Origin of the sequence: Acrocarpospora pleiomorpha (assembly GCF_009687885.1) — a bacterium.
GTDB classification, from domain to species: domain Bacteria; phylum Actinomycetota; class Actinomycetes; order Streptosporangiales; family Streptosporangiaceae; genus Acrocarpospora; species Acrocarpospora pleiomorpha.
In genome coordinates this window covers 1-16,059 of the sequence record NZ_BLAF01000121.1, presented here as the reverse complement: position 1 = coordinate 16,059, position 16,059 = coordinate 1, and the positions used below count along the sequence as shown (strand labels likewise).

Below are 16,059 nucleotides of genomic sequence, written 5' to 3'. Positions count from 1 at the left end.
CCGACACCAGCACCCCCGAACCCACTGGCTCACCCGAGACCTCCGGCCCTGCCGAGGCCTCCGCCCCCGCCGAGCGGGCACCGTCGGTGGATCGGCCGGCCTCGGTGGAGCGGGCACCGTCGGTGGAGCGGGGGCCGTCGGTGGAGCGGGGGCCGTCGGTGGAGCGGCCAGAGTCGGTGGAGCGGCCAGAGTCGGTGGAGCGGTCGTGGAGAAACTGCTGCCGTGCGTTCTGCGGCCATGCGTCGCCGTATGCGCCGCCGCACGCGCCCCCGTATGTGTCTCTGTGGGCGTCGTCGGCGGAACGCTGAGGCGGGACGTACTCAGGGTCCAGCATGGTGCCCTTCAGCAACGCGGGCAGCTCGCGTCCGGAGGCACCCTTCGCACGGGAGGGAACCCGCACCTCGAACGGAAACCCGAGCACGGAAGGCACCCCCCTCTCGCTCCAGCCGATCCGAAAAGCTGCCCTCAGGCTATCCAGCAGCTCCGACAAAACCCGGCCATGATCCACAACAAAACCGCAGGTCACACACCCCGCGAAAAGATCTACCTACCCGCCACCATCCGAAGAGCCATCCGCCACGCCCGATCGGGAGCCGCACACCAACCCGCGGACCCTCAACCGGAGAACGGCATGTCCACTAGCACCGTGATCCTCGACCGTCGCCGACAGCCGACCGGCTTCGGCGTCCCTGGGTCGGCTCCCTAAGAGGGCGGTTCGCGAGTTGATGCCACACCATGCCGTAGTGTGATCGGGCGAATCTGTAGCGTTACGCCCGGCTGGTGGGCTCAGATGTGCTGGGATGGCCCGGTGAGCGAGCGCAAGCCGTACCTGAGCGACTTATCCGACGAACGCTGGGCCCTGATCGAGCCGGTGATCACAGCGTGGAAAGCCGCGCACCCGTCGGTCAGCGGCCACCAGAGCGGCTATGCCATGCGGGAGAACGTCAACGCGATCGCTACCAGAGCCGGACCGGCTGCCAATGGGACTTCCTGCCCCACGACCTACTGCGCTGGCAGGCCCGGGAGAAGCGCGGATGATCAGCCGACCCGAGCCTGATGGTGCTGGACACCCAGAGTGTCCACGCGGCGGCCGGAGTACCCGCGGACACGACCGGCCGGGACGCGGGTAAGGAAAGTGCCCGGCCGCAAACGCGGCCTGGCCGTGGACGTGCTGGGCCTGGTCGTCGCGGTGGTGGTGCTGGCCATCTCGGCGCACGACAACGCCGCCGGGATCGCCCTGCTGGACCAGGTCGCCGGCCAGGCCCTGGACCTGCCCATTGTGTCGAAGCACACCGAGAACATCCGCTCCAAGCTCAAACGCCTGGTCAGTGGGGATTCTCGTCGAGACCGAGCCCAGCTTGTTCCGACTCACGAAAACGAGCTTGGATGCAAATTCTGCGAGGGCAGGGCTCGCTTCCTGGCGAGGTCTCGCCATGAGCGGTGCCGGGCCAGGATCTCAGGATCTGTGACGAGTTCGGCACCGGTAAAGGTGTCGTCGCTGTCTTTGAAATGAAGCCAGACTAGGCGAGAGTCGTCCAGCACCCATGCATCGTACGGCCGCAGTCCGAGGCTATAACCACGTCTCGGCGCAGGTAGCGAATGTCCTCACCCGCCTCAACGCTGAGCCGACCGACCTCGATGCGGACGCGCTGTCACGCCTTCCCCGCCGCTGGCTTGCCGGAGCGAATCGCCGAGTGCCTCGGTGCTGGTCACACCGACGATCAGTTCGCCGTTCTCGAAGACGAATCTCGGCACGGTGGTGATGCCCTCCCACCGCGCTGCGGCCATTTGCTCACGTACCTCGGCGCCCCCCTCCTCGGAGGCGAGAAAGTCCCGCACCCGACCGCTAGCCAAGCCGACCCGCTCGGCCAGCTCGGTGAGTTGCGTGTGGTCGGCGACGTTTACGCCATCGCGGAAGTACGCGTCGAAGAGGGAGGTCGCCAGCGCGGCCTGCACCTTGGCACCGTGCTCGTGCAGGGCGAGCCAGAGCAGCCGGTGCGCGGTCAAGGTGTTGACCGCCACGGCACGGTCGAATCGGTACTCGATCCCTTCACCGGCACCGACCCGTGTCATCTCCGCGACCATCGCCTTGGCTTGTTCCGGACCGAACATCTCGGCCACCGTGTCCATCAGTGGCCGGGGCTCCTCGGACGCGTCGGGAAGGAGCTGGTACGGACGATGGACAAGTTCGACGTCCGGTTCCGCATCGGCCGCGGCCACCGCGCGGTGGAACTGGTGCGTGCCGAGACGGCACCACGGGCACGCGATATCGCCATATACCTCTACTTTCATCATCGGGACCCGATCAGATCGTGGAGCTGGTGAGTCACGGGATCGTGCGGGCGAGCGGCGAAGGCGATGTGCAGCCAGCCATCGGCGTTGGCTTGGAGGAGGTCGTCGCGGATGGATGGGTCGGCGCCGCGCTCCAGGAGCAGGCGGATCACTTGGAGACGACCGCCCGGGATTGCCCAGTGCAGGCCGGTACGCCCGAGGTATGGCGCGACGTCGGGATGAACACCGTGGTCGAGGAACCAGCGCACGACCCTCTCCCGGCCATGCTGGCAAGCATGGACGAACGCCTCTCCCACGATCTCCTCCGGATCATCGGTCGCCGGCAGCCGAGACGGAAAGCCCGCGCCGGTGTCGGCGAGGTCGGGGCGCGCCGGCGAGGCGTCCGGCCGGAGGCTGCCGTCCGCGTCGAAACAGGCCCGCACCAGATCCAGCCGGCCGCAGGCGGCGTACGTCCAGAGCGCCTGCGGGACGATCCCGTGCTCGGCGAGCAGGTCGACGACCTCCGTGTTGGCGTGGTAGATGGCGTTCTCCAGCGGGGTGCTGCCCCATTTCCGGATGCCGGGCTCGGCACCGGCGTCGAGCAGCAGGCGCACATATTCCACCCGGTTGAAGCGGGCAGCCCAGGCGAGCGGGAGATCCAGGTTCGTGGCCTTGCCGAGCAGGACATCGACCGCGGCGCGCGGCGCGCCGAGCTCCTTCCCGATCCGGACACCGGGGATCGGCTCGGGGCCCGCGAGCATGTGCAGCAGGGTGTCGGCCTGCTCGGCGGTCAGAGCGGCCAGGCGATCAGTGTCGCCGGCCAGCAGGGCTTCGGCCTCGTGGTGCAGCCGCCGCCGCTTCTCCCGGCGTTCGCCGAGATCGCGCCGGGATTTCTCGGTGAACGACACGAGGTCCTGCCAGGTCGGGAAGCCGAGCTCCCGCGCGATGATCAGTCGCGCGTCGCGAAGCCCGGCGGTCGCGGCGGAGGTCGCGGTGGCGTGCCGGGGCACGTAGGCCCGCAACCGTCGCAGCGCGCCGGGATCGTCGTGGCGCAACTCGACGAGGAGGGTGTCGGCCATCGAGGCGTAGATGCCCGGCCTGACTCCCATGAGGCGGGAGACCGGCCGGTCCTCGGTGGTGCTGCGGCTTTCGACGTGGGCGCGAAACTCGGCCCAGGTCCGGAATCCATGTTCCTGAGCGAGCACGAACTGGGCGTCGCTGAGCAGGAACCGCTCGGCGGCTCGATCGCTCAGCGCGTCGGCAACCCGGGCTGCGGCTGCCGCATCGCCGGCCGTGTACGCGTGCCGCAGATGCTTGGCCTGCTTGCGGTAGTACTCCAGATTCGGATGGGCCGGCAGCTCGAAATGACGATCGGACATCACAACCTCCTTCGTCGCCGAGGTCCGCTTACCCGGCCGGAAAGAGGTTGGTCGTCATCCGGTGCGTTGACGTGCTGCTCGAGGTGGGAAAATCCCTGCCCGCGGACTGGCAGCGCCCTCGCACGCTCCTCTCAGAGTAGTGATCGGCTCTGCGCGGAGGCAACCGTCAGGAAGCCCGGCCAGCATCCGGGCTAGCTCGCTCGCCCGGCTGGTGCTGCCGATTCCCAGGTTCTGGCGCTGCCGTGGGTATCCCGGGCCTGGGGGTCAGGACCGGATCGGGGAGCTGGGGGGATGGGCCAGGTCGGGACGATGGGGGGGTTGGGTGTCCCGACCTGGGGTTTGGGTGGACGGTGATGCTTCGGGAAATGGCCGATCCAGAAGTCTCACCGTATTTGGTGATATTTCGTCGTTGGGCTGGAATTGGAACGGTCCAGGTTGTTAGGCGGCGGAGCCGCCCTCGGCGAGGGTCAGGAAGTCCTGGGCCATGGCGGGGAGGCGCTTGCGGGCGTGGACGATTGCGATGATCTTTCGGACTGAGGGGTCGAGGGAGCGGACTACCAGGCCGGCGCGCGTGGCCTGTTCGGCCATGCCCCGGTACCAGAGCAGGGACGCCTTGCCGTCTCGTACGGCGGGGAGCCAGCGGGCCCGTTCGTCGGACTCGATGGCGGGGATGGGGCGGACGCCGTACGTCGCGAAGATCTGGTCGAACTCCTTGCGGCGGGGGCTGCCGGGAGAGGGCAGGACCAGGCGCATGCCGTTGAGGCGGTTCATCGGGATGGGGTCGGGGAGGTCGAGGCCCGGTGGCGAGATCAGGACGATCTCCTGGCGCTCCAGGGGATGGCTGATCAGGTCGGTGGGCACCGGCAGGTCGGTGAGTCCGAGGTCGGCACGCTGCTCGCGGACGGCGCTGACCACACTTTCGCGGCCGTCGCAGCGGACGATTTGCACGCGGATGCCCGGATGCTCCGCCACGTAGGCGGGCAGCAGGCGCCCGGCGAGCCCCGGCTCCAGACTGGGGGTGGACGCGATCCTGAGTTCGGCGCCCGTGGTGTGCGAGTGGGTGGCGAGGGCCTCGATCTCCCGGACGGCGTCCAGCGCCTCCCGGGCGAGCTTGACGACCCGCCGTCCTTGTGCGGTGACGACCACACCACGACCGGAGCGGGCGAACAGCGTCATCCCGAGCTCGCGCTCCAGATCCCGGATGGCGCGGGAGAGTGCGGGTTGAGCGATGTAGAGGGATCTGGCCGCGTCGGTCATGGTGCGGTGCTCCGCGGTGGCTACCACGTAACGGAGCTGCTGCAGATTCATGCCAAAAACGCTAGGGCAGAGCAGGCCGGTGATTCCGGAACATCGCAGAGATCACCTCGTCTGATTACAGATTGTGCCCGTCTGCTGCTACATCCGTGACGGGTGTTAAATCAGTATTGTTCTGCCCAATCTTTCGCAAAGGGGTAGAACGTGGGGCCGCAGAATCCTCAGCCGCCATCGGGCAGCCATCCCTACGGCCAACCACCCCACCGCCCCCACGCGGATCAGCCCCCGGCGAACCAACCCCCGCCAAGCGACCCGCCTCCGCAGGACGCTCCCGACCAGAATCCGCCTCGACCGCCATACCCCTCTCCCCCGGGAAACGGCCCTTCGCTCCCGCCGGGCGGACAACTCGATAGGACCGCGCAACTCGACAGGACCGCGCAGCAGCCCCGAAGACTCCCTTTCTCGCCGCCCGGCGGCAACCCCGGGGATATCGCGCAGCAGCAGCCGGAAAGACCGGCGGGGCCATCGTTCCGCCAAGGCGGGGGGCCTGCGCCGCACGGGCCATCATTCCCCCAAGGCGGGCGGCCCGCGCCACATATGCAGCCTGCGCCGCATGGGCCATCGTTCCCTCAAGGTGCGGGACCTGGGCCGAATGGGCCGTTGTTTCCTCAGGGGGCGCGGCCCGCGCCGCGTGGGCCCTATGGGCCGCCGCGGCATACGCCGCCGCACTGGCGGCCGCCGCGGCGCAAGTCCAGTGCGGGGGTGATCGTTGGAGGGCTGCTGGGGCTGGGCGCGTTCGTGTTCGCGGTGCTGATCGTGGGCGCGGCCTTGGCGAACAACACGCGAGACTACGAGGCGGACTCCCCGGTCTCGCGACCAGACGGGCCACGGGGAACCGCGGAACCGGACGGTCCCCGGGGAACCACCGATCCGGGTGATCCGGCGCGGCCGGCCGTGCGGTTGGATCGGTCGTTGAAGAACAACACGCTGTACCAGATCGGGGCTCTGCCGAAGACGCGGTGTGCGGCGGGAAGCGCGAACATCTACAACAGCGGGCAGCTCAAGGCGCTCATCATGAAGACCGGCCTCTGCATGGGCAGGGCCTGGAAGCCGCGTCTGGAGCAGGCGGGGATTGCGTTCACCCCGCCGAAGTACGCGATCGTGGCCCGCTCCGGGCGGGGCGCGTGCGGCGACTTCCCGATGCGGGGCAGCATCGTCCCCTACTACTGCCCGTCCAACATGACGATCTACGCCTCCACCTCCGCGATGGCCAGCGGGCGGGGCGACCAGCGCGGCTACGGCGATCTGGTGAGCTGGCACGGCGGCATCATCGGCATGATGGCCCACGAGTACGGCCACCACGTCCAGCAGCTCAGCGGCCTCTCCCAGACCCGCTGGGAGCAGAGCAGGCGGGCGAGCTCGGAAAGCCAGCGCCTGGCGATCAGCCGGAGATTCGAACTCCAGGCCAACTGCCTCAGCGGCATGTTCATGCGTTCGGTCTCCGGGACCTACCCGATCCCGGCCGCCCGCCGCCAGAACCTCTTCTACTTCTTCTCCAACGTCGGCGACTGGCCGGGCTACCCGCGCGACCACGGCTCCCCGAAGAACAGCGGCGCCTGGTTCCGCCAGGGCTGGCAACGCCAGCAGGCCTACCAGTGCAACACGTGGTCGGTCGGCTCATCCACGGTGTCCTGATCGCTCCCACGGCTGACGCGGGTTACCGGCGGCGTGACGGGCAGAAGGACGCGACTCCAGCGGCGCCACGACACCAGGACCGCCAGCATGACGACGGCCATCGGGCGATCGCGCCGCGCCGTGAGGTGGAGCCTGCCGGCGGCAACCTCGCGGTGTTCATCAGGAAGTGACGCTGATCAGCGGTTAGTCCGCATACAGCGGTTTTCAAGCGCCGGTTCTTAGGCTTGTGTCAGTCTTGTCCAGTTATGGGGGCTAGAATCCCTGGTCATTGCCGGGGTATTACCTGATAGATAGGAGCGGTCTGCCATGCGAGGTGGGGGAGCCGCGGAAGACGAGGGCCGTCCGCGACGGACTCGCAGGCGACCTGTCCCGCGTGACCAGCAGCCGGCGCACGACTCCGCAGGCGGCCCGCCGCCGCAGCTGCAGCCGCAGCAGCCGCACCCGGCGGCCGAGCGGGTGCCGGAGCCGCCACCCGGACGCCCCGGGCCGTCCCGCCGCCGCGCCGCTCCGCGCCGGGCCGCTGACGAGACCGCCACGGCTCCGGCGCGCGCCGGCCACCCCGCGGGGCCGTACCCCCCGGAACAAGCCGCCATGGGGCATGACAACCCCGGGCAAGAGCCACCGCGGCCAAGAGGTCCCCGGTTCGGGCGGCCGATGTCGGTGGGCGCCATCATCGGCTGGACGGCGCTGTCGGCGTTCGTCCCGGGCGCGGCCCACCTGCGCAGCGGCAACCGCCGGCTCGGCTTCATCCTGCTCGGCGTCTTCGGGGCGATCCTGGTCGGCGCGATCGTGTACGGCCTGCAGTTCGTCGGCAACGTCGGCGCGGCCATCCGGGAGAGCACCCTCATCACGCTCACCGTGGCCTCGATCGTGCTGGCGCTGGCCTGGTTCGTGCTGGTGCTGCTGTCGTACATCACACTCGGTCCCGACCGTTTGCCCCAGTCGGGGCAGATCGTCTCCGGCATCGTCGTCGGCGTACTGTGCGTGTCGGTGATGGCGCCGTTCGCGCTCACCGCGACCACGGTCAACACCACCCAGGACTTCCTGGACGCGTTCCCGTCCGAGCACGAGAACCCGACCGCGGTCCCGGTCAAGGCGGAGGATCCGTTCAACGGGCGCAAGCGGGTCAACTTCCTGCTCATCGGCGGCGACGCGGCCGGGAACAGGACCGGCGTGCGGACCGACTCGATGACGGTGGCCAGCGTCAACATCGCCACCGGCAACACGGTGCTGTTCAGCCTGCCGCGCAACCTCCAGCACGTGCACTTCTCGGCGCGCAGCCCGCTGAACAAGCAGTTCCCCAACGGCTTCCACCGCGAGCTGCCCAACGGCGGCCTGCTCAACGAGGTCTGGCAGTACGCCGAGGACAACCCGAGCTTCGGCCTGCGCGGCCCGGAGGCGCTCAAGGACGCGATCGGCACCACGCTCGGACTGCACATCGACTATTACGCCATGGTGGACATGTTCGGCTTCGCCGCGCTCATCGACGCCATCGGCGGCCTCAAGATCCGCGTCACCGAGGACGTGAAGTACGGCGGCAAGTTCGGCACCGCAGGAACCATCAAGGCGGGCTACCGCGTGCTCAACGGCGAGCAGGTGCTCTGGTACGGCCGGTCCCGCGTGGGCAGCGACGACTTCAGCCGGATGGCCCGGCAGCGGTGCGTCATCGGCGCGCTCGCCCAGCAGGCCAGCCCGGCCGTGGTGCTGGCCAACTTCACGAAGATCATCCAGGCGGCGAAGCGGCTGTTCCGGACCGACATTCCGCGCCAGCTTCTGGAGCACCTGGTCGATCTGGGCCTGAAGGTCAAGGGCGCGAAGATCACCAGCACCCAGTTCGTGCCGCCGCAGATCTGGCCGGGCAGCCCCGACTGGGAAAAGATCAAGAAGATGACCGCGACGGCCATCCGCAAGTCGGTGGGCACCGTCCCGGTCGTCGCGACGGCCAGCCCGTCGGCCCCAGGTGCCTCCGCCACTCCCCCGTCGACCACACCGACCGCGTCCGCCTCATCGTCCGGCCTGGCCACCCCGACCCCGAACAAGAACACCGCCGACCAGACCCTGTCGGAGCTCTGCGGAATATGACCAGAAAGCGGGGGTTACTCGCCGTTATCCGGCGCCGGTAACCTCCGCACCCGTCCTCGCCGCACCGGCGCCAAGAGGGGTGCCCGGGCCACGCCAGGCCTCTGAGGAGGGCGAAGGGCCGGTCTTCGCGCGGGTCAGGCGGAAAGCCGGTCCGCGGCACAGGTCAGGCGGCAAACGCAAGGCGAAGGGCCGATCCTCGGCGCAGGACCGGCCCTTCAGTTCGGGGCTGACCAGTGTCAGCGTCGGGGGGTTACTTGGTGATGGTGACCGTGTCGATGTCGAACAGGTTGCCCGCGCCGCCGACGAAGACCAGGTAGAGGGTTCCGGAGGCGTTGCCGGTCAGCGTGGTGGAGGCGTTCTGGAAGGTGTCCCAGCTGCCGGTGTTCGGGAGGGTGATCGAGCCCAGCAGGGTGCCGGTCTGGGATCCGGAGCGGATCTGGACGGTGCCGCCGGAGCCCGCCGAGGAGAAGCGCACGCCGGCCGTCTTGGCTCCCGAGGTGTTGATCGTGGAGTAGGCGGTCCAGTCGCCGTTCTCGATGTGCCCGGCCGTGCGCCCGCCGCTGGCGGGGGTGTGGTTGGCCACCATGACGCCGGACTGGGCGGTCCAGTTCTCACCCTCGACCGTCTGGGTGGTGACGGTCCCCCGGGACAGGGTGATGGTGTCGATGTCGAACAGCGCGCCTGAGCCGCCGGAGAAGCTGAGGAACAGCGCCCCGGTGCCGGATCCGTTCAACGTGGTGGTGACGTTCTGGAAGGTGTCCCAGCTGCCCGTGCTGGGCACCGCGACCGTGCCGAGCACCGGCCCGGTCTGCGAACCGGAGCGGATCGTGATCGTGCCGCCGGGGCCGCCGGAGGAGATCCGGGCGGTGAAGCCGGTGGCGTTCACGGTGCTGAGCGTGGAGTATCCGGCCCAGTCGCCGTTGTCGATGTAGCCGACGGTCAGGCCGCCGCTGGCGGCCGCGTGCCCGGCCGTCTGCACGCCGGACTGCGAGGTGAACGCCTCACCCTCGACCGTGTCCTGGGTGGGCGGCGGGCCGCCCAGCTCCTTGATCCGGATGTTGCGGAACGACACGTCGTCGCCGGTCCCGTGGTTCTGGATCCCGATGTAGCCGGAGGTCAGCGAGCGCGCGGGGTCGGTGTTGGTGAAGTCGTTGATCTGCCGGCCGTTCAGGTAGACCCGGACCCGCTCGCCCTCGACCAGGATCTCGTAGGTGTTCCACGAGCCGGGCGGGTTGAGCGCGGCGTCCCGGGCGGCGATGTCGGCCGACTTGAAGCCGTAGATCGAGCCCGTGGTCTTGTCGGCGGTGTCGGTGGCGTCGATCTGGACCTCGTGGCCCTGGTTGATCGCCGACTGCGGGTCGGTCGGCGTCGGGAAGCCGAGGAGGATGCCCGAGTTGTCGTCGCCGGGCATGGTCCAGTCGAGCTTCAGCGAGTACGAGCCGTACTGCTTGGCCGAATACCAGAGCATGCCCATGCCGCCGACGGAGGTCAGGGTGTTGTTGGTGTTGGTGAAGCTGCCGGGCCCGTTCTGGGTCCAGCCGGTGGTGGAGCCGTTGTAGATGGTGGTGTAGCCGGTCTCCGCGCGGCAGTCCTGCTTGGCCCATCCGGCGGCGTACCTGATGCCGCCGAGCAGGAGGGTGCGGAACGCCGTCTCGGCGTAGGTGGCCTGGGTGTGGCCGAGGCCGGTGTAGAACGCGCGGCCGTTGCTCTGCGTCTTGCACCAGGTGATCGGGTGGTCGGCGCCCATGCCGCCGCCGCTGTAGCTGGACTCGTCCAGGTTCTGCAGGATCTTGGCCGTACTGCGCGGGTTGGTGCGGTAGTTGTACCACTCGTCCGAGCGGGACCAGGTCGGGCCGAGGTGGGCGGTCGCGGCGTGCGAGCGGTCCTCGGTCCGTACGGTGGCGGTCTGGATGGCCGGGTGGCTGTTGAACCAGGCGCCGACGAGGTTGCCGTAGAACGGCCAGTCGTACTCGGTGTCGGCCGCGGCGTGCACGCCGACGTATCCGCCGCCGCCGTTGATGTAGTTCTCGAAGACCGTCTGCTGGGTGGCGTTCAGGACGTCGCCGGTGGTGCTCATGAAGACGACGGCCTTGAAGTTGGCCAGGTTGGCGGCCGTGAAGACGTTGGCGTCCTCGGTGGCGGTGACGGTGAAGTTGTTCGCCGCCCCCAGGTCGCGCACCAGCTGGATGCCCTGCGGGATGGAGTCGTGCCGGAATCCGGCGGTCTTGGAGAAGACCAGGACCTGGTACGCCGGGTCGGCGGCGTGCGCCGCGGTCGGGACGATCAGGACGGCGGCGGCCGCGACGAGCGTGGACACGGCTAATCTAAGCCGTTTCATCACGTGCCTCCTACTTGGTGATGGTGATGGTGTCGATGTCGAACAGGTTCCCGGCGCCGCCCACGAAGACCAGGTAGAGCGTCCCCGACACGTTGCCGGTCAGGTTCGTGGACGCGTTCTGGAAGGTCTCCCAGCCGCCGGTGTTCGGGAGCGTGATCGAGCCCAGCAGGGTGCCGGTCTGCGACCCGGAGCGGATCTGGACGGTGCCGCCGGAGCCCGCCGAGGAGAACCGCACGCCGGCCGACTTGGCTCCCGAGGTGTTCATCTGGGAGTAGGCCGTCCAGTCGCCGTTCTCGATGTGCCCGGCGGTCAGCCCGCCGCTGGCGGGCGCGTGGGTGGCGTTGGTGACGCCGCTCTGCGCGCTCCACGCCTCGCCCTCGATCGTGGTGCTGCTGCCCCGGGCGATCGAGAAGGTGTCGATGTCGAACAGCGCGCCCGCCCCGCCGGAGAAGGTGAGGAACAGCGGCCCGGTGCCCGCGCCGTTGAGCGTGGTGGACACGTTCGCGAAGGTGTCGAAGCTGCCGGTGTTCGGCACGGCCACGGTGCCGAGGATCGCGCCGGTCTGGGAGCCCGAGCGGATGGTGATCGTGCCGCCGGGGCCGCCGGAGGAGATCCGGGCGGTGAAGCCGGTGCCGCCGACCGTGGTCACGTTCGAGTAGCCGGCCCAGTCGCCGTTGTCGATGTAGCCGAGGGTCTGGCCGCCGCTGGCGCCCGCGTGCCCGGCCGTCTGCACGCCGGACTGCGAGGTGAACGCCTCACCCTCGATGGTGCCCGCCGGCGGCGTGGTGCCGGTGTTGAAGGTGAACGCGTCCAGGTCGAACAGGTTGCCCTGCCCGGTGACGCCCTTGAAGACCAGGAACAGCGTGGTGGCCCCGGACGGCAGGTTGCTCAGGTTGGCGTTGACGTCGGCGAAGGTGTCCCAGCCGCCGGTGGGCGCCACGGTCGCGGTGCCGTGCAGGGTGCCGGTGGCCGAGCCCGAGCGGACCTCCAGGGTGCCGCCGACGCCGCCGGAGGAGACCCGCGCGGTGATGCTGGTGGCATTGGAGATGTTGTACGGCGTGAACGAGATCCAGTCGTTGTTGTCCACGAAGCCGACCGTGGTGCCGCCTTCGGCCGGGGCGTGGGTGGCCGTCTGGACGCCGTTCTGGGCGCCGAAGTGCTCGGCCTGGCGGTGCTTGGGCTGCGCGGTGCGGATGCTGTGCGTGGTCAGGCCGCCGTTGTCGGTGTACTCGGCGTCGAAGACCCCGTAGATGTTGGCGGCCGCGTCGTGCTCGCCGTCGGAGGGCACGGTGATCGAACCGGAGCAGCCGTTCTGCGAGGTGATCTGGTGGCTGTGGCTGTCGTGGCCGAGGAAGTAGGTGACCTTGACGCGGGAGCAGGTGATGGTCCCGTCCTGCGGGTCGGTGACGGTGACCGAGAACGGCACGGTGTCGCCGAAGTTGAACAGCTGGCCGTTGCCCGGCAGGTTCAGGGTGACCGTCGGCGCGGTGTTGCCCACCGTGATCGACACGTTGGCGGTGCCGGTCAGGCCCTGCGGGTCCCGCACGGTCAGGGTCACGTTGTAGGTGCCGTTGGCGGTGAAGGTGTGGCTCGGGTTGGCGGCCGTGGAGTTGGCGGTGCCGTCGCCCCAGTTCCAGGTGTAGGTGAGCGCGCCGCCCTCGGGGTCGGAGCTGCCCGCCGAGGAGAACGCGACGGTCAGCGGGGCTATGCCGGAGGTCGGCGTGCCCGCCGCCTTGGCGATCGGGTTGCGGTTGGTGCCGCCGATGTACTCCACCCGCCAGAGCGCCTGGTTGCCTGAGCCGGTGCCGTAGTCGAGCACGTAGAGCGCGCCGTCCGGGCCGAAGGCCATGTCCATGACCTGGGTTCCGGTCCACGGCAGGCCGGAGATCTCGCCGTAGCCGCCGGAGGCGGTGACCGCGATGGCCTTGATCCAGCGGCGGCCGTACTCGCCGGCGAAGAAGCGGCCGTCCAGGGACTGCGGGAACTTCACGCTGGAGGTGGAGGCGGCGTCGTAGCGGTAGACCGGGCCGCCCATCGGGGACTCCGAGCCGCCGCCGAACTCGGGCGGGGAGCCCGCGTCCCCGCCGTACCGGATCCAGCTCGGCTTGGCGGCCGGGAGCGTGGTCAGGCCGGTGTTGCGGAAGGAGTTGTTGGCCGGGCCGCCCGCGCAGTTGTACTTGGCCTGCGAGGGACCGCTCGGGAAGGTGTACTCGTTGTACGTCTCCGCGGTCGTGTTCGTGCCCGTGCAGTACGGCCAGCCGTAGAAGCCCGGCGAGGTGATCCGGTTGAACTCGACCTGGCCGTTGGGGCCGCGGTTCGGGTCGGTGCTACCCGCGTCCGGCCCGTAGTCGCCCAGGTAGACGATGCCGGTGGCCTTGTCGACCGACATCCGGAACGGGTTGCGGAAGCCCATCGCGTAGATCTCGGGGCGGGTGTTGGCGGTGCCCTGCGGGAACATGTTCCCGGCCGGGATCGAGTAGGAGTTGCCGTCCGCCGCCGGTTTGATTCGGATCAGCTTGCCGCGCAGGTCGTTGGTGTTGGCCGAGGAGCGCTGCGCGTCGAACTGCGGGTTGCGGTTGGTGCGCTCGTCGATCGGCGTGTACGACTGCGACTCGAACGGGTTGGTGTCGTCGCCGGTGGTCAGGTAGAGGTTACCGGCGGCGTCGAAGTCGATGTCACCGCCCGCGTGGCAGCACTGGCCGCGGTCGTTGTCGACCCTGAGCACGATCTTCTCGCTCGCCATGTCCAGCGTGTTGCTCGCGGTGAGCGTGAACCTGGACAGGTAGAACTGGCCCTTCCAGGTGTTCCAGTCGGTCTGGGTGCCGGTGGTCGGCGCGTCCCCGTTCGGGGTGGACAGGCGCGGCGAGTAGTAGAGCCAGACGAATCGGTTGGTGGCGAAGCCGGGGTCCACGGCGACGCCCTGCAGGCCCTCCTCGTCGTGGGTGTAGACGTTGAGGGTGCCCGCCAGGGAGGTGTTGCCGTTGGCGTCGGTGATCCGTACCTGGCCGCTTCGAGCGGTGTGGATCACCGAGCGGTTCGGCATGACGGCGAGGGACATGGCCTCGCCGAGCTCGCCCGCGCCGGAGGCAAGGGAGATCTGCTGGTAGTCGGCGGCGGGCAGGTCCGCCGCCGACGCCGGGCCGCTGGGGACGACGCTGCCGGCGACGACCAGAACGGTCGCCGCGGCCAGCCGGGCCCACAGCCTCGGATGTGGTCGTGACATGGGGGGTGTCCTTCCTGACCTGGGAAACAGTCAGCAAGGCGCGCGCCGCCGCGCTTGTTTGCCGTTGTGCTGTGCGGTGGAGCGGAACGACTGAAAGACAAGACGGGTGCCACGTCTGAAGCATGCGTCTTTCCGTCGAATTTTTGCGAGCTGAGGGAAGATTTTACCGCTTTCTAACATATCAGTCATCGCTCTGTACACCCCTGCTGCCGCAGGGTCCAGGAGCCGGGGCGTGTTACACAAGTGTTACCCGCAAGAAGCGCTTCGAAGCTTGCGCGGCTACGCAAGAACATCATTTAATTCGGCGCGCCATGCAAATTAATCCGCTCGGAGGGTCGACTTCCTGAGCGGATCCCGCAACCTCAACCCCCCCAGGAGGACGCGCGTGCGGCCGGTTCCCAACGGGCTCGCGGACATCCCGGCCGACCAGGCCACGGTCCGGAGGTCCAACCTCTCGCTGGTGCTGCGGCACCTGCGCGAGCACGGGCCACAGTCCAGATCAGCGGTCGCCGCCGCCACCGGGCTCAACAAGACCACCGTGACCAGCCTGGTGGGCGAGCTGCGCGCCCGCGGGCTGATCAGGGAGAACGGCCCCCAGCACGCGGGCGCGGTGGGCCGCCCCGGACTGGCGCTCACCCTCGACGGCACCAGGGTCGGCGCGCTGGGCCTGGAGATAAACGTGGACTACATCGCGGCCTTCGCCACCGACCTGGGCGGGCGGGTGCTCATCGACCGCCGGGTCGGCTTCGACGCGATGGGCTGCGACCCGGAACGCTCGCTGGACGAGCTGGCCAGGGTCGCCCGTGAGGCCCTGGCCGAACTCGGCCTGCTCGGCATCCACGTGGCCGGGATCACGGTCGCCGTGCCCGGCCTCATCGACGGCGCCAACGGCGTCGTGCACGTGGCCCCCAACCTCGGCTGGTACGGCGTGCCCGTGGCCGAACGCCTCTCCTGGGACGTGGCCCCCACCATCCCCGTGACGGTGGTCAACGACGCCAACCTGGCCGCCCTCGCCGAGTTCACCAGCGGCGTCGCGGCCGGCACCACCGACCTGGTCTACCTCACCGGCGAGGTCGGCGTCGGGGGCGGCATCATCGCGGGCGGCCGGCTGCTCGGCGGCGCCGACGGCTTCGCGGGCGAGGTCGGCCACGTCATGGTCGACTCCGCGGGCGAGCGGTGCGGCTGCGGCCGGACCGGCTGCTGGGAGACCAAGGTGGGTCTGGCGGCGCTGGTCCGCATGGTCACCCCCGACCACGCGTACGGCGTGCCGGACGGGATCGTCCGCGATCCCGAGGAACGGCTCGCCGAGATCGAGCGGCGCCAGGCCGAGGGCGACCCCCAGGTCGCGGCGGCGCTGGCGGAGGTGGGCCGCTGGCTGGGCCTCGGCTCGGCCACCCTGGTCCGGCTCTTCAACCCCCGGGTGATCGTCGTGGGCGGTTACTTCGCCCGCCTCGCCGAGCACCTGCTGCCCCGCGCCCAGGCGGAACTCACCCGGCTCGGCGTGACCGGGACCGTGGCGCACTGCACGTTCGTCGCCTCCGACCTCGGCTTCGGCGCCGCCTCCCGGGGAGCGGCCGGAGTCGTCGTGGACCGGGTGCTGGCCGACCCGACCGCGATCGAGATCCTGCCACCTCAAATGTCGACGATAAGCGGGGCCTGACCGACCTGACCCCCCGACTCCCGTCCGTCCGGCCGCCCGGTCCTGCCGCGACGCCGTTCACGCCGACCTCGGCGCCCCGGCGAGGGTGCCACCCGGGCGGCCGGACGGACGGGGCTTCGCCAGTCGTGGTTCCCCGCACGGCTCGACGGCCTTGGTG

At 69.5% G+C, this 16,059-nt stretch carries 12 protein-coding genes; 5 read left to right on the top strand and 7 right to left on the bottom strand.

Translation table 11 applies throughout. The features are described 5' to 3' along the window. Nucleotides 1-421 (bottom strand): hypothetical protein (locus Aple_RS50695; RefSeq protein ID WP_373869728.1); only part of this gene is annotated, 421 nt, incomplete at its 3' end. A 387-nt stretch (nucleotides 422-808) separates the two neighbouring features. Between Aple_RS50695 and Aple_RS54050 the strand changes: the two genes are divergently transcribed. Beyond that, on the top strand, nucleotides 809-1,057 hold the full coding sequence (locus tag Aple_RS54050; protein ID WP_218038940.1) for a transposase: 249 nt from the start codon (nucleotides 809-811) through the stop codon (nucleotides 1,055-1,057). Nucleotides 1,058-1,368: 311 nt separating this feature from the next. Here Aple_RS54050 and Aple_RS56595 read toward each other — a convergent pair whose 3' ends face one another. The 4 genes from Aple_RS56595 to Aple_RS50675 all read right to left on the bottom strand — a co-directional run bounded on the left by Aple_RS56595 (nucleotide 1,369) and on the right by Aple_RS50675 (nucleotide 4,958). Further along, nucleotides 1,369-1,542: a DUF6879 family protein gene (locus Aple_RS56595; protein WP_373869727.1), complete on the bottom strand. Its 174-nt coding sequence runs from the start codon at nucleotides 1,540-1,542 to the stop codon at nucleotides 1,369-1,371. 72 nt (nucleotides 1,543-1,614) lie between these two features. Continuing rightward, nucleotides 1,615-2,295, bottom strand: coding sequence for a DsbA family oxidoreductase (locus Aple_RS50685; protein ID WP_155351984.1), 681 nt, complete (start codon nucleotides 2,293-2,295; stop codon nucleotides 1,615-1,617). Further along, a complete protein-coding gene (locus Aple_RS50680; protein ID WP_155351983.1) occupies nucleotides 2,292-3,650 on the bottom strand; it encodes an ankyrin repeat domain-containing protein in 1,359 nt (452 codons plus the stop codon). Before Aple_RS50680 ends, Aple_RS50685 begins: the two co-directional genes overlap by 4 nt. A 438-nt stretch (nucleotides 3,651-4,088) precedes the next feature. Further along, nucleotides 4,089-4,958, bottom strand: a complete 870-nt coding sequence (locus tag Aple_RS50675) for a LysR family transcriptional regulator (protein ID WP_155351982.1) — start codon at nucleotides 4,956-4,958, stop codon at nucleotides 4,089-4,091. Between the two features lie 708 nt (nucleotides 4,959-5,666). Here Aple_RS50675 and Aple_RS50670 point away from each other — a divergent pair. From Aple_RS50670 to Aple_RS50660, 3 genes are all read left to right on the top strand, one after another. After that, complete coding sequence (locus Aple_RS50670; protein ID WP_246265618.1) at nucleotides 5,667-6,599, top strand: neutral zinc metallopeptidase; 933 nt, start codon at nucleotides 5,667-5,669, stop codon at nucleotides 6,597-6,599. Continuing rightward, entirely contained in the window at nucleotides 6,569-6,769 is a 201-nt protein-coding gene (locus Aple_RS50665; protein WP_155351980.1) for a hypothetical protein, read from the top strand. Before Aple_RS50670 ends, Aple_RS50665 begins: the two co-directional genes overlap by 31 nt. Before the next feature lie 136 nt (nucleotides 6,770-6,905). After that, nucleotides 6,906-8,681 carry an LCP family protein gene (locus Aple_RS50660; RefSeq protein WP_155351979.1) on the top strand — a complete coding sequence of 592 codons (1,776 nt, stop codon included), beginning with the start codon at nucleotides 6,906-6,908 and terminating at the stop codon, nucleotides 8,679-8,681. A gap of 250 nt (nucleotides 8,682-8,931) precedes the next feature. Here the strand turns inward: Aple_RS50660 and Aple_RS50655 are convergent, their stop codons facing one another. Next, entirely contained in the window at nucleotides 8,932-11,019 is a 2,088-nt protein-coding gene (locus Aple_RS50655) for a ThuA domain-containing protein (protein WP_155351978.1), read from the bottom strand. Between the two features lie 10 nt (nucleotides 11,020-11,029). Next, entirely contained in the window at nucleotides 11,030-14,242 is a 3,213-nt protein-coding gene (locus tag Aple_RS50650; protein WP_155351977.1) for a carbohydrate-binding protein, read from the bottom strand. 385 nt (nucleotides 14,243-14,627) lie between these two features. On the opposite strand from Aple_RS50650, the gene Aple_RS50645 reads away from it, so the two are divergent. After that, on the top strand, nucleotides 14,628-15,902 hold the full coding sequence (locus Aple_RS50645) for an ROK family transcriptional regulator (RefSeq protein ID WP_218038938.1): 1,275 nt from the start codon (nucleotides 14,628-14,630) through the stop codon (nucleotides 15,900-15,902). The last annotated feature ends 157 nt before the right edge of the window (nucleotides 15,903-16,059 follow it).